The sequence below is a fragment of the Polyangium jinanense genome, from assembly GCF_028435365.1.
In genome coordinates, this window is the sequence record NZ_JAGTJJ010000003.1 from 498,111 (window position 1) to 511,417 (window position 13,307).

At 62.7% G+C, this 13,307-nt stretch carries 13 protein-coding genes; 11 read left to right on the plus strand and 2 right to left on the minus strand.

Annotated features, from left to right (window positions below):
* Window positions 1–440: 440 nt before the first annotated feature.
* The 9 genes from KEG57_RS11215 to KEG57_RS11255 all read left to right on the plus strand — a co-directional run bounded on the left by KEG57_RS11215 (window position 441) and on the right by KEG57_RS11255 (window position 7,814).
* Window positions 441–1,046 (plus strand): hypothetical protein, encoded by a 606-nt coding sequence (locus tag KEG57_RS11215; protein ID WP_272419722.1) that lies wholly within the window; start codon window positions 441–443, stop codon window positions 1,044–1,046.
* 628 nt (window positions 1,047–1,674) lie between these two features.
* Complete coding sequence (locus tag KEG57_RS11220) at window positions 1,675–2,280, plus strand: GyrI-like domain-containing protein (protein WP_272419723.1); 606 nt, start codon at window positions 1,675–1,677, stop codon at window positions 2,278–2,280.
* A gap of 93 nt (window positions 2,281–2,373) precedes the next feature.
* The gene (locus KEG57_RS11225; protein WP_272419724.1) at window positions 2,374–2,751 is read left to right on the plus strand and encodes a VOC family protein; all 378 of its coding nucleotides are present in this window, start codon (window positions 2,374–2,376) and stop codon (window positions 2,749–2,751) included.
* 177 nt (window positions 2,752–2,928) lie between these two features.
* Entirely contained in the window at window positions 2,929–3,225 is a 297-nt protein-coding gene (locus KEG57_RS11230) for a hypothetical protein (protein ID WP_272419725.1), read from the plus strand.
* A 192-nt stretch (window positions 3,226–3,417) separates the two neighbouring features.
* Window positions 3,418–4,533: a hypothetical protein gene (locus KEG57_RS11235; protein WP_272419726.1), complete on the plus strand. Its 1,116-nt coding sequence runs from the start codon at window positions 3,418–3,420 to the stop codon at window positions 4,531–4,533.
* Between the two features lie 125 nt (window positions 4,534–4,658).
* A complete protein-coding gene (locus KEG57_RS11240) occupies window positions 4,659–5,270 on the plus strand; it encodes a hypothetical protein (protein ID WP_272419727.1) in 612 nt (203 codons plus the stop codon).
* Window positions 5,271–5,336: 66 nt separating this feature from the next.
* Window positions 5,337–6,017: a GyrI-like domain-containing protein gene (locus KEG57_RS11245; RefSeq protein WP_272427905.1), complete on the plus strand. Its 681-nt coding sequence runs from the start codon at window positions 5,337–5,339 to the stop codon at window positions 6,015–6,017.
* A 125-nt stretch (window positions 6,018–6,142) separates the two neighbouring features.
* Window positions 6,143–6,796 (plus strand): glutathione S-transferase family protein, encoded by a 654-nt coding sequence (locus tag KEG57_RS11250; protein WP_272419729.1) that lies wholly within the window; start codon window positions 6,143–6,145, stop codon window positions 6,794–6,796.
* Window positions 6,797–6,839: 43 nt separating this feature from the next.
* Window positions 6,840–7,814 carry an alpha/beta fold hydrolase gene (locus tag KEG57_RS11255; RefSeq protein ID WP_272419730.1) on the plus strand — a complete coding sequence of 325 codons (975 nt, stop codon included), beginning with the start codon at window positions 6,840–6,842 and terminating at the stop codon, window positions 7,812–7,814.
* A gap of 11 nt (window positions 7,815–7,825) precedes the next feature.
* Here the strand turns inward: KEG57_RS11255 and KEG57_RS11260 are convergent, their stop codons facing one another.
* Window positions 7,826–8,743 carry a LysR family transcriptional regulator gene (locus KEG57_RS11260; protein WP_272458445.1) on the minus strand — a complete coding sequence of 306 codons (918 nt, stop codon included), beginning with the start codon at window positions 8,741–8,743 and terminating at the stop codon, window positions 7,826–7,828.
* Window positions 8,744–8,969: 226 nt separating this feature from the next.
* Between KEG57_RS11260 and KEG57_RS11265 the strand changes: the two genes are divergently transcribed.
* On the plus strand, window positions 8,970–9,335 hold the full coding sequence (locus KEG57_RS11265; protein WP_504968469.1) for an NADH-quinone oxidoreductase subunit B: 366 nt from the start codon (window positions 8,970–8,972) through the stop codon (window positions 9,333–9,335).
* 121 nt (window positions 9,336–9,456) lie between these two features.
* Window positions 9,457–11,031 carry a hypothetical protein gene (locus KEG57_RS11270; protein ID WP_272458446.1) on the plus strand — a complete coding sequence of 525 codons (1,575 nt, stop codon included), beginning with the start codon at window positions 9,457–9,459 and terminating at the stop codon, window positions 11,029–11,031.
* A 333-nt stretch (window positions 11,032–11,364) separates the two neighbouring features.
* Here KEG57_RS11270 and KEG57_RS11275 read toward each other — a convergent pair whose 3' ends face one another.
* On the minus strand, window positions 11,365–12,723 hold the full coding sequence (locus KEG57_RS11275; protein ID WP_272458447.1) for a DUF1254 domain-containing protein: 1,359 nt from the start codon (window positions 12,721–12,723) through the stop codon (window positions 11,365–11,367).
* Window positions 12,724–13,307: the final 584 nt, after the last annotated feature.

Below are 13,307 nucleotides of genomic sequence, written 5' to 3' on the forward strand. Positions count from 1 at the left end.
GGGTTCGTCGGAAAGCTCAACGCAATCGACGCCGAGACCAAGGAGCTGCCCCCGGCTCGCCGGACCGGAGGAAGCTCGCCACGCCCGTCCTTGAGCGGTGCGCGAACGGGCGCGAAGCATCGGCAGGGCCCAGAAGGGCATGATGTGTGGTGTCGAAGGGTTCTGGATTTGTCTTGCAGATTGGGACCGTGTCGTGAGACCCATACTTCCGTGGGCCTGGGTGCTGCCGGGAGCTTCTGGTCAACGAGCCACGTTTGCGCCGCGGGGGGGCGGGCTGTAGCGTCGATCCGCAGCGCAGCGCCCCTTCGCCTCTCATCAATCAAGTGGGCTCACGATGCCCAGGGGGTCGCGATCGATGATGTGGGTGTAGATCATCAGCGCGGAGAGGTGGTTATGCGGCTGCGGGCTAATTCCACAGTTAGCCGGAGGAAAATCGTACGATGAAGCCTGCAGCCTTTCTAGATTATCCTGTCATCGATCACCTGCTTCGCATCGACGATGGCCGCTACTTGGGGAAGCACCAGGCAGCTCTGCTTGAGTTGCGAAGTCGTGCTCGGGCCGCAGAAATATCGCTCTGGATGTCCGAGATCGTACAGGTGGAAATGGCCCACGGGCAGCAGAACCCGCGGCTGACGCCGGAGAAGCGCACGCGCGCGGAAGCGAACGACGCACGCAAAATTACGATCGCTACCGACATGGGCGTGCGCTGGCTCGCGTATCCGTGTGCAAAGACGAACGACGAGTACACCCTGCTCGACATCTCTTTTCGATGCGCTGGGTTCGAGTGGAACGAGGCAAACACGCTCGAAGGCGAGCTCGAACAGATCAAAGGCATCTCCAAAGGAGACGCGCGGCACCTGGTTTCGTGGATTTTTGGATGCGATACCGCGGCGCTCGACTTCCATCCAACGCTCAACTGCTTCGTCTCCGAGGATGAGCCATTGCGCGAGGCGTTGCTCCAGTTCCAGCCGCGGGCTGCCAATCAGGTTCTCCGCGAGGCGAAAATTTTGTCGGTTGCGGAATTTGTTGCGCTCGTTCGTACATAACCCGGCTAACAAGGCGCTGGATCTGACGAGCGCTTCGCGCCCGCGGCTCAGCGCCAGGCCGTTAGCCGCGCAAAGGACGACGCACGATGACGGGTTCCGGACAACTTCTGATCGAGGGGTTCCATCCCGGTGAGCTTCCTGAAGCGCTTGGTCCAGAGCTCGAAGCAGAGGCCGTGAGCGGTCGCCCGCTCGTGGTACGAGTCGGGACAGCCGACGTGCTCCTCTCGCTCGCCACCGAGGGCAGTGTCCTTCGGACGGAGCTCGCCCATGTTGACGGCGGGGGTGAGGGTGTGCTGCCGGCTTTGATTCCGGCTTTCGTGCGGCTGGCCCAGCGCCGAGGCGCTGCTGAGATCGAGTGGCTCGTCTTCGCGACGAGTTGCGCGCGCCCGAATCCAAGAGTGCGCCCCATTCTCGAAAGGCGTGGCTTCGTGGTTCGGGAGATCCCCGGGCGCGGCTTCTGCTACCATCGGCGAGATGCGGTGGAGTGCAGTCACGATGCCCGAACCACTTCCGGAGGGACCGAAAGGGCCGGCTAACAAGCGGCTGGTGCTGACGGTGCGCCGAGCTTCGCTTTGCTCGGCACGGCGCACCGCAGCACACCCGCGCGTTAGCCGTCATTGGAGGGCTCGTGGGCAAGATTGATCTCAAGAGCGAGTTGAAAGACCTGTACAAGCCTTCCGCAAAGGAGGTGGTCGAAATTGACGTTCCTGCGTTCAACTTTCTGATGGTCGATGGCGAAGGGAATCCCAACACATCCAAGAGTTACAAAGAGGCGGTAGAGGCTCTCTATTCCGTTTCATACACCATAAAGTTTGCACTAAAGAGGGAGAAGGGACTCGACTACGTGGTAATGCCACTTGAAGGTCTGTGGTGGGCGGACGACTTGACTAGCTTCAACCACGGTGAAAAGGAAAGTTGGAAATGGACAATGATGATCATGCAGCCGCCGGAAGCTGCAAAGCAGATAGTCGAGTCGGCGATTGCAAGCGTTCAAGACAAGAAGGGACTGCCCGGGCTTCAAGGCATTCGTTTTGAAAAATTTAGAGAAGGTCGGTGTGCGCAAACATTGCATGTAGGCCCGTTCTCGGCGGAAGGTCCGACAATCCAGCGGGTGCATGACTACATATCAAGCCGTTCTGCCCTTAGGGGCAAGCACCATGAGATCTATCTGAGCGACATTCGAAAAGCGGCACCTGAAAAATGGAAGACAATCATCCGTCAGCCAATGGAATGACGGCTAATGATTCAATTGAGTCGACGCCACTTTGTGGCGTGGCTTAATTCAGACGGTAGGCCTCGCGCAGGCCCACACACTTCAGGAGAACTCATGTTTGACCACGTCAAATTCGGAGTCAGCGACTATGCAGCGAGCAAAGCGTTCTTCCTCAAGGCACTCGAACCGCTCGGCGTAGCTGTTGTCTCGGAGGGGCCGCCGACGTACGGTGTCGAACTTAGCCCAAAGGGTGGTAAGGCTTCATTGTGCCTGTACCAAACCGAGGAGAAGCCGGCGCATCTTCACTTGGCGTTCACGGCCGAGAATCGCCAGCAAGTCGAAGCTTTCTATCGCGCGGCTCTGGAGGCGGGTGGCAAAGACAACGGTGCGCCTGGTCTGCGCCCGCAATACCACGCGAACTACTATGCAGCTTTCGTCATTGGTCCGGACGGGCACAACATCGAAGTGGTTTGCCACGAACCCGAGGCCTGACCCTTCGTTGCACCCGACGTGCTAAAGCAGGCTTCGCCTGCTTCTGCCCGCGGGTGAACTCAAACGTTTGGCGGAAACCGACCAACCGGAGCATAAGGCCATGCCAGGCAGGCTTCGTCGGTGGAACGTAATCAACAGAGGCGTTGACCTCGCAAGAAAAACGGAGTGATCAGGCACATGTTGGAGTGGTTGCGAAATGCTTGGCGAAAAGCCTTCTCTTCACGGGCAGAGTTGCCTCAGGTCGAGCCTGCCGTGCAGGTCGCGGTGGCCCGTTGCTATCGCGAATCATTCCCCGAACGCATGAATCCACCCGTGTCGTTTTCCATTGTTGCCGACGAAAATGACTACTTCGTTGTGGCGGCAAGCAACCTTGAACCCGGATGTCTGGACTTCTTTCGTGTCGCCAAGGATACTCATCTCGCAACACTGGTCGAAGAAGACCAACTCAAATACCGTCCTCGAAATCTCAAGTGACCACGCGATGAACACCGACCGGCTGCCCCGACGGGTTCTCGCGAAGCGTTGGGCGGGCAGCCACCCTCTAGACGGCAGCTTCGTTCCGGCTCGGGCTGAGCCGAGGGGCCGCGAGAGGGCCATCGGCAGAAGCGTCGCGCTCGCGTCTCGCCAGTCGCAAAAGGGTGCAGAGACCTGCTAGGTTTGCCCGCCGTGGTTCACCGGATCCTGCTTCAACTGCGCCTCACCCTTTACACGCGTGCGCCCGAGGCCTTCGCCTTCGAGCTATCGGAGCGCTTCCGGCAGCTCCGGATCGCCGGGATGGTGGACGGGCGCGTCCTGCCGGACGGCGAGGTGAGCGCGCTCCTCCACGGGCTGACGTCGCTTGCAGGCGAAGCCATCCCCTCGCTCACCCGGCGCAACCCGAGCGTGGCGCTCAACGTCGTCGAGGTTGCAAGGCTCGCTTCGCTACGGGCCGGCGTGGAGCAGGCGCTCGTGGCCCGGGCCCCCCACCTCGGCCCCTTGCTCGAGGTCTTCGGGGCGCGCCCGGCGGCGCGGCAGTACCGGCTTTCCACCTGGCTCACCGACTTCGCGGCGGTGACGGGACGGCTCCGCAAAGTCTCCCCTGACGATTTCGTGGACGCGGTCGGCGAGGGCCTGGATCCCTGGGCCGAGTACGACAAGATAGAGGGCCGATGGCAGTTCCACGAGAGCGGCTCCGCGGAGGTGCGGTGGCTGCTCTCCGCCATCGGCTGCGAAGACGACCTCGCCACTCACAAGGGGAAGCGCTGGGTTCACACCTTCGACCACCGGGACGGGGACGCCTGGGAAGAGCTGCCGAAGATGATCGGCGTGCCAGAGGACGAGGACTTCGACGCCGAGCTCCAAGCCTGGAGGGAGAGCGAAGAGACCATGGATGTGTTCGATTTCGTCGACCTCTGCAACGCCCGCGCCCATGCGCTGGGGTGCGAGCTGCGCCTGTTCTCCGTCGAAACCCACGGAGACGACCACCTATTCGTGGCGCTGCCGCCTCTGGCCTGCAAGTCCGCGGTGGAGCGCGGACTCCTCGAGGTCACGCCCTATGTGCCGCATCTGTCGACGAGGCCACGCTGGTCGCTGTGGCACGCCGGCGTGGTGCTGCTCGCCGGCGTGCTCGCCCTCGCCCTCGCCTACGCTCTCTACCCAGCCGCACGCACGTCGATCGAAGCCGTTTGCCTCCTGGGTCCTCTGATGCTCGCGATCATCTGGGGGAATCGATGGATCGAGCGCACCCTCGCCGCGCGCTTCCCAGCGGTGGTGCGCGCGCTCAAATCGCTGCGAGAGCGGTGAGCTCCACCCGCATCGGAAGGCAGAACCGCCCAACGACGTGTTGCAGACCGACGGAGCACGCCGCCTCGCTCCGCTCGGCAGTGTATCCCGCGGCTGAACAGTGCGTTATGCCGAGAGGATGAGTGATGCGAATAACCTCGCAGGCAGACGCTGAGCGGTTCCTTCGCGCGACACAAGCCGGAGCCGAGTTCGGGTTCAAGCTCTCGCACACATCATCATGGCTTGAATATCTGCAACTCCTGCTCAAGGAAGCTGCAACTTGGTGCGCCATGCGCATCGACCACTTGTCGCCGAAGGACTGCTTCCGCCAGGAAACTGTCCGCCCGCGAGTTTTACCCCGTGACCGCTGGGACTGCGTTAGAGATATCGCCTACAATCGGCGCCGCGCGCTCGAAGGGCGCCGAATTGCGCTTCCTTCAGCGCACGAAGGAAGACTGCTCGTGTACTTCCCGGATCTGGACCTCGCAGACGGTGCAGCGGAGGTCGCTTCAAACGGCTTCTTCGATGTAAACAACGCGCCTCCGTATGGAAGCTGGGTCGCCTATTTCGAGGACAACGACGCTGAGGCGTCTTCTCGCTCGATTCTGCTGTCGTGGGTGCCCGATGCGTTCATCCCGCTTGCAGACGCGGGCGTACAGGTAAATCCAGAAGGATGCATCGTGTGGCTTGATGAGCTTGCGTCACCTCTACGTCAGGCAGTCGTATATGTCGGGTTCAACTACCGATGTCCGGCATAACGAGCAGCTGGATCCAACGACGCCCGCCGCGTGGAGGACTGAAGTCTTGCGAATAACAGGAATGTCATGGGCACGCTGCAACCTCGACCTCGGCGGGTTTCGCGGCTCACCCGCAGGCCGTTCGCCGTCATTGGAGGGCTCGTGGGCAAGATTGATCTCAAGAGCGAGTTGAAAGACCTGTACAAGCCTTCCGCAAAGGAGGTGGTCGAAATTGACGTTCCTGCGTTCAACTTTCTGATGGTCGATGGCGAAGGGAATCCCAACACATCCAAGAGTTACAAAGAGGCAGTAGAGGCTCTCTATTCCGTTTCATACACCATAAAGTTTGCACTGAAGAAGGAGAAGGGACTCGACTACGTGGTCATGCCACTTGAAGGCCTGTGGTGGGCGGACGACTTGACTAGCTTCAACCGCGATGAAAAGGAAAGCTGGAAATGGACAATGATGATCATGCTGCCGCCGGAAGCTGCAAAGCAGATCGTCCAGTCGGCGATTGCCAGCGTTCAAGACAAGAAGGGACTGCCCGGCCTTGAAGGCATTCGCTTTGAAACATTTAGAGAAGGTCGGTGTGCGCAAACATTGCATGTAGGCCCCTTCTCGGCGGAAGGTCCGACAATCCAGCGGGTGCATGACTACATATCAAGCCGTTCTGCCCTTAGGGGCAAGCACCATGAGATCTATCTGAGCGACATTCGAAAGGCGGCACCTGAAAAATGGAAGACAATCATCCGTCAGCCAATGGAATGACGGCTAACGATTCATTCAGGCCGACGCCGCTTCGCGGCGCGGCTTCATTCAGACGTTAGGCAGACTTTGGCATGTACAGCGTGCCAGCCCCGCAGCCAATGATTTTCGCCAAGAGGAGCTTCGAAATGACCATCACCATTACCGCCTTTGAACGATCGCCCGATGGCGGCAAGGGACTGGCGCGTGATACGCGCGTTCGCTGGGCGCTTGAAGAAGTGGGCCAGCCTTACGAGGTTCGGCTTGTTTCGTTCCGTGCGATGAAGGAACCCGCGCATCTGGCGCTTCATCCTTTTGGCCAGATTCCGACCTATGAGGAAGGCGATCTCGGCCTGTTCGAGACAGGAGCGATCGTGTTCCATATCGCCGAGCGCCATGCGGGCCTGCTGCCAGAGGATGCCAATGCCCGGGCGCGTGCGATCACGTGGATGTTTGCCGCGCTCAACACGGTGGAGCCGCCGATCCTTGAACTCGGAAACGCCAGGATCCTGGAGAGCGATAAGCCCTGGAGTAACGAGCGCCTGCCTCTCGTCGAGGATCGCGTCCGCAACCGGCTGAAACAACTTTCCGCTCGCCTGGGCGATGCCGAATGGCTCGACGGTGCATTCAGCGCGGGCGACCTGATGATGGTGTCGGTGCTACTCAGGCTGAAATCATCGGGCATTCTGAACGAATTTCCGAACCTGGCCGCCTATGTCGCCCGCGGCGAAGCGCGGCCCGCCTACAAGCGGGCTTTCGATGCTCAAGCGGCGATCAACACCGGCAAGCCACCGACCGGCTGATTGAGATCCGGCCTGGGCTCGAAGTCGTCATCCGTCATCTACGATGGCCAGTTTGTTCACTCAACGCGCCGAGCGGACTGCGGGGAGCATTGATGCCGGTATTTTTCGCGTACTTAGACCTGAACCACTTCATCACACTTGCGAAGCTGCGGCAGGCAGGGACAGTTCCATGACGACCTGGATCCGTGAAGTCTGCGAAACGAACGGCATCAACATCCACTACCTCCGAACTGGAGGCGCCAAGGATCCCGTCGTTCTGCTCCATGGATTGATGGGGAGCGGCGCCTGCTGGACTCCCCTGGCGCGGGCGCTCGAAGGTGAATTCGACGTCGTCATGCCCGACGCCAGAGGGCACGGCGGTTCGAGCGCGCCGCACCACGGATACCGGTACGACGATCACGCGAGCGACGTCGTAGGCCTCATCCGCGGCCTTTCGCTCTCTCGTCCGGTTCTGCTTGGCCACTCGATGGGCGGCATGACCGCCGCGGTGGTGGCGAGTCGAGGGGCGGGGATCATCCGCGGCCTCATCCTGGTCGACCCGACGTTCTTGAGCCCCGAGCGCCAACGCGAGGTGCGCGACAGCGACGTCGCCGATCAACACCGCCAGGCCCTCGGCTTACAGAAGTCGGACCTCGTTGCGCAGGCCCGAGCCCGACACCCGCGTCGCTCGCCCGAGATCGTCGAGCTTCAAGCCGAGGCGAGATTGAAGACTTGCATGGGCGCGTTCGACGTACTCACGCCGCCCAACCCCGCGTATCGCGACGTGGTGAGCGCGATTGACGTCCCGAGCCTGCTCGTCATGGGTGACTGTAGCCCCGTCGTCACGCTCGAGATGGCAACGGAACTGCGGAGTCTCAACCCACGTGTACGAATCGAACAGGTACAGGACGCCGGCCACGGCCTTCCGTTTGAACAACCCGAGCGCCTGGGAGAGGTAGTCCTGTCGTTCTTGCGTGAGCTGGTGCAAGAAAACTCGACGTTCAGCGCGACATCCACGGGGGATGATGTCTTGCTGTAGCTGGGGAGCATTTATTGGCGATCATCCGAGACCTCCCGGGCACTGTGCTCAGAATTCGTGATCTCGAGGAATGAGCGTACGAGCGGATCCTCTTCGTCAGCGGCGCGCCATACGGAGCGACCAAGGATGACGACGTCCAGGCCACGAACCCGCTTGAGGACCGCTCCAACTCGGATGAAGGGTGCGGCGCTCTCCGTAAAGAAGCTGAGGCCCTCGCCGCTCGCGACGAGCGTGACGAGGGCTTCGTTGTCCGCCTCCTCGTGGGCGATCTCGAGCGTTTGGCCATGCGCTCGGAACGCGGCGATGACGTCATCATAGAGCCGCGGACTCCGCTTGCGCGGGATCCATAGGAAGCGCTCGTTCTTCAGGTCGGCGATCCGCAGTGTGCGTCGTGTGGCGAGTCGATGGCTCTTCGACATTCCCACGCTGAGACGATCGCGAAACAGCACGCGGAAGTGGACGAGCGGGTTTTCTACCGGCGGATGATAGCCGTACCCTAGCGAGATTTTGCCATCGCGCAGAGCGGCGACCTGCTCCTCACTCGGTAGCGGCACGAGGCGCACCTCGACGCGCGGATGACGTGCGCGGAACATCTGCACGACCCTGGGCAGCAGGCCGCTGTAGGCCATGCCGCCCTCGAATCCGACCACGACCGTTCCGATGCGGCCCTGCGCCGCCTCGAGGGCGTCCTCGACCGCCCGCGTGGCGCGTGCCAGCGTGGCGCGCGCGCCTTCCAGGAAGCTACGGCCGGCGGGGGACAGCTTTACCCCGCGTCCTTTGGCTATGAAAAGCTTGGCGCCGATCTCCTCCTCGAGCTGGGCGATCTGCCGGCTCAACGGCGACTGCGAAATGTGAAGCCGCTCGGCGGCCCTTCCGAAGTGCTCCGCTTCAGCGACAGCAACAAAGTACCGCAGGTGACGTAGCTCCATGATTCAGACCTATAGGGTCTGGAACCGTTGCGATCAATGTCATGGTCGTATCGAACGCGAGCTCGTACGTTCTTCGACACATCGAAGCGGCCCTGCTCGAGGTGGACCATGTGCCCAACGAACGGCGCGCCAGCCGTCGTGGAACGACCCTTCAATGCGGGGAATGCTCGGCCCGTGCGCTTGCTGGACACGTGGGACCCCTCCAATGGTAAACACGAATCGCACTGTGACCTTCCACGACGGCGACGGTGGCTTCGCCACCACGCGCCTCGAAGCGATGCTTGGGGGGGCGCGCAAGTACTCGCTCTTCTGCTATCCGTTCGTGACTGCGTGCTGCGGCATGGAGTTCATGGCGCTTTCCAGCCCGCGCTTCGATCATGCACGCTTCGGCGCGGAAATACCGCGCTTCTCGCCGCGTCAGGCGGACCTCCTTTGGGTTGTCGGAACCATCAGCCAGCGTCAGGCGCCGGCGCTCCGTCGGATCTACGAGCAAATGCCGGAGCCGAAGTACGTCCTCGCGTTTGGCACTTGCGCCAGCTCGGGCGGCTTCTACCCCGCCCCGGCGTGGTCAAGCCGCGCACGGATCCGCTGAAGGACTTGGTTCAGCTTCGCAAGAAGAGCGAAGAGTCCACATGAGACGTGATTCGCGCCGAAATCAGGACAGGCGGAGCGACAGCCCCCCGGCTTTGCCGGGGGATTCTTACAGGGTGGCCATGCTGACCCGCGTCAAGGGATGGCTTACAGACAGGCGTGTCCCGCTGCTCGTCGCGCTTCTCGCGATTCTCCTGCTTCTGCCTACGCTCGGGGCGGGGGCGTTCATGGACGATCACGTGCACCGGATGGCGTATCATCCGACGTTCACGCAGCCCGGGGGGCCCCGCGGCGACTGGGATCTTTTCCGCTTCCTTGGAGACGATCCTGGCGCGTTGAAGTCCCTCCGCGATCAGGGGCTATGGCCGTGGTGGACCGTCGACGGATTCAAGCTCGCGCTCTTCCGCCCCCTCGATTCGCTGTGGCACGCGCTTGATTACTGCGTCTGGCCGAACGCGCACTGGTTCATGCACGCCGAGAGCATTCTTGTCTTCGCAGCGACGGCCTTCTTCGCGGCCCTCCTTTATCGAAGGCTGCTCGGCGCCACGGTCGCCGCAGGGATCGCCGCGCTGATCTTCGCGGTCGACGACGCCCATTCGACGGACATCGGCTGGGTTGCGAACAGGCACGCGGTCCTCTCGACGCTGTTCGGCGTGCTCGCGCTCGTCGCGCACGATCGTGCCCGCCGGGACGGCTGGAAGCCGGGCGTCTTCCTCGCGCCGCTCGCGCTCCTCGGGGCTGTGTTCTCTGGAGAGAGCGGGCTCAGCGCCCTCGCGTATCTCTTCGCCTACGCCCTCTTCCTCGATCGCGCACCCCTGCGCTCCCGCGCGGTCGCGCTCCTCCCGCACGTCGGGGTTGCTCTGGTCTGGTTCGCGGCATACAAGCTTGGCCGCTATGGCGCCGCCGGCGGCGCGTTCTACATCGATCCGCTGCGACAAACGGGGGCGTTCATCCGCGCGGTGGGTGTGCGTCTGCCGGTGCTCCTCGCCGGGCAGATGGCGGCGCCGCCCGCCGACGTGTGGATACTCTGGCCGCCGAATGAGACACGCAGCCTCGTGTCGATTTGCCTGCTCGTCTTGCTCGTCGTGGGGGGCGGGATCTTCGCCGTGCTGCGTCGTGATCGCAATGCCGCGTTCTTCGCGCTGGGGATGGTGCTCTCTCTGCTGCCAGCTTGCGCGGTTTGGCCGAGCGATCGGCTCTTGCTCTTCGCGGGGATCGATGGCGCCGAAGGACGGACGCTCGTGGTGGTGAGCGCGCCCGATAGCATGATCGTGAATACGGTGATGGCGGCGCGGGTCAACGAGAATGCGCCGTTGCCTTCGGCGCTCCGCGTGCTCTCGACGGCGGTCGGCGGGACGCTGAAGGTCGGCCGCGCGGACGATCGCACACTGTCGGTGACCCTCTCGGACGGCTTTTTCCGTGATCCGATGGCGACCGTGTTCCGAGACATGCAGAAGGCCCCGCTGCGCGTGGGAGACCGCGTCCCGGTCGGGGCGATGGTGGCGGAGATCGTGTCCGTGACCGAGGATGGCAAGTTGCCTTCGCGAGTCGATTTCCATTTCGATCGGTCGCTGGACGATCCGTCGATCGTGTGGGTTGTCTGGGAGAAAACCCGATTCGTGCCGTTCGTGGCGCCGAAGGTTGGGGAAACGAGGGATCTTGTGGTCGTGTCGTATCAGACGGCGGTTGGCGGGTAGCGCGGTAGGGAAGCTCCTCGACGCGATGACGGTGGCCACGCGCCGAGGTAGCACCCGTCGGTGCAGGCGACCCAAGGAAGCGCAATCCAAGCTCCCGCCGGTCCTTCGGTTAAGGTCCTCCTGCTGCTCCACCGCATCCGCCGGCCCCCGAGGTGCCGCCATGGTCGAGGTGATCCCCGAGTTGGCGGGCTACGCCGAAGAAAAGGCACCAGGGGAGCGCGACCCGAGGCGCCCTTCCGTCTACAAAGGCCGTGGTTCCGAGGATTTGACGGACGCAGAGCTACCGGAGCGGAATTCGACTCCGCCTCCACTCCCGCGCCCGCCTGTCGAGATTCAGGTCGCTCGCGAGATCGCGGGTGGGTGCCAATCTGCATTGACCGCCGGCAGCTTCGGCCAGTACAGCCGCATGGTGAGGTTGAACGCGCCTTGCTGTGGTGCCGGCAGCCAGTTCGACCGCCTCGGATCGGCCTCGTCCATGGAGCGCTGGACGTACAGCGTCACGGAGCCATCGGGGCCCTTGGCCAGGTTGTTTCGCGTGCCCAGCGAGAAGCGGTCGATGGCGTTCGGGACCTGGTATCCCTGCTCGTCGTACATCGTCACGGACCAGAAGGCGTTCACCGGTGGCAGTTTGTCGGCCTCGAAGCGCAGCGTGTAATGCATGGCGCTGTCCAGCGCGGTGCTCGTGGAATCCTCGTAGCCGACCGGATAGATCGCGTCCTCCGGGAGATTGGCGCCCAGACCGATCAGGGCAATGATTGCGCGGCGGAGGTAGCTCGTCCCGTAGGTCCCCATCAACTCGTTCGCGTAGGTCCAGCCATCCGTCATCGGCGTGATGGAGACCTGCTTCGCCTTCATCTGGGCGAGGGCGTCGGGGGCCGCTTTCTTGAAGGCGTCTTGCACCGCCGCCGGGGCTGCGTTGAGGTCGAACGGCTGGCCCGCCACGAAGCCTGCCCGCGCCAAGCGCGCGAGGATGGGGTAGTCGTTGAAGTGCGCCGGAATCCGGCGCATCAGGTCCGCGCCATAGGCGAAGAACGCCGCGGGCGTCATCTCCTCCACGATGTCCATCGGCTCGTCGAGGCTGATGTCATCGCCGTCTGACCCCTCGGGCGGCGGCGGCGGCTGCCCGGCTTCGTAGGCGGAGAGAGGGATGATCTGGAGGCCATTCTGGAACTCGTGCACGCTGGCATAGTCGGATTCACCATTGCACTGCGTTCGTCCGATGATCCAGACATACGGCGTCGACGCGTCGATCCGTTGCAGGTTCAGGGCCGGGTTGATCGTCCCCTTCCACCCCGGGCCGACGATGACGAGCTGCTGGGCCGCTGTCCCCGTCGTGCGGGGGCCGGGGCAGGCGAAGACATCCGTCCACATGTCGAGCATGGGCAAGAGGTAGTAGCGTCCACCGGACGCAGGGACCTTGATGACCATGGGCTCGCGCACGAGATCGAGCCATGCGCTCGAATAGAGCGTGTCGAAGTTGGGTCGCACCACGGTGCGGTCTGCCGCCCCCGGGAAGCGCGGGTTATTCATGAACACGTTGGCCGGGGCTCGCCAGGCGGCGAGGTCGATCTCCTTGACGTTCGTCATCTGCCGGCGCGTCACGTCCATCAACACGAGGGGATAGAGATATGAATATCCCTCGCAGCCGATCTCGTATGCCGTCTCGAAGTTCAAATCAGCGTTCGTCACCATAGGCTCCTTTTCGTCGAGCGCGCAGCGCTCGACGTTCCATTTGCGGGTAGGAAACCGCTCTCCTGGGACCAGGTTCCGTCGCGCTCCGCGCTTCGCTGCTGCTGAATGCCTCAATCGCGAAGGGCGCGACTCACCCCCGTGAGCGATCGCGGCGATTCTGCCGAGATCGCTCACGGAGCGTCAATCCGCCGTCATCCTCCATCGCTTCAGGCGAGGATGCAACCGCGAAGAATGCATCCGCCTGCTTATCTTGCGTTTCATGGACAGTCCGCTGCCGTTTCTGTACAGGCGAATGGTCACGGCTCCGTGTCGACGGAGCCCCCGGCCGTTGCCGACAAGCGCAGCGAGCATGTCGACGAAGCCCCCGGCCGTTGCCGACAAGCCCGGCGAGCATGTCGACGAAGCCCCCGGCCGTTGCCGACGAGCCCGGCGAGCATGTCGACGAAGCCCCCGACCGTTGCCGACGAGCGCAGCGAGCATGTCGACGAAGCCCCCGACCGTTGCCGACGAGCGCAGCGAGCATGTCGACGAAGCCCCCGGCCGTTGCCGACAACCGCAAGCGAGCAGGTCGACGAAGCCCCTCC

Bases quoted from the DNA above. Each gene is read 5' to 3' on its own strand.
- KEG57_RS11215 (WP_272419722.1), top strand. From the start codon at position 441: ATGAAGCCTGCAGCCTTTCTAGATTATCCTGTCATCGATCACCTGCTT.
- KEG57_RS11225 (WP_272419724.1), top strand. From the start codon at position 2,374: ATGTTTGACCACGTCAAATTCGGAGTCAGCGACTATGCAGCGAGCAAA.
- KEG57_RS11230 (WP_272419725.1), top strand. From the start codon at position 2,929: ATGTTGGAGTGGTTGCGAAATGCTTGGCGAAAAGCCTTCTCTTCACGG.
- KEG57_RS11240 (WP_272419727.1), top strand. From the start codon at position 4,659: ATGCGAATAACCTCGCAGGCAGACGCTGAGCGGTTCCTTCGCGCGACA.
- KEG57_RS11245 (WP_272427905.1), top strand. From the start codon at position 5,337: ATGGGCACGCTGCAACCTCGACCTCGGCGGGTTTCGCGGCTCACCCGC.
- KEG57_RS11250 (WP_272419729.1), top strand. From the start codon at position 6,143: ATGACCATCACCATTACCGCCTTTGAACGATCGCCCGATGGCGGCAAG.
- KEG57_RS11255 (WP_272419730.1), top strand. From the start codon at position 6,840: ATGGCCAGTTTGTTCACTCAACGCGCCGAGCGGACTGCGGGGAGCATT.
- KEG57_RS11260 (WP_272458445.1), bottom strand. From the start codon at position 8,743: ATGGAGCTACGTCACCTGCGGTACTTTGTTGCTGTCGCTGAAGCGGAG.
- KEG57_RS11270 (WP_272458446.1), top strand. From the start codon at position 9,457: ATGCTGACCCGCGTCAAGGGATGGCTTACAGACAGGCGTGTCCCGCTG.
- KEG57_RS11275 (WP_272458447.1), bottom strand. From the start codon at position 12,723: ATGGTGACGAACGCTGATTTGAACTTCGAGACGGCATACGAGATCGGC.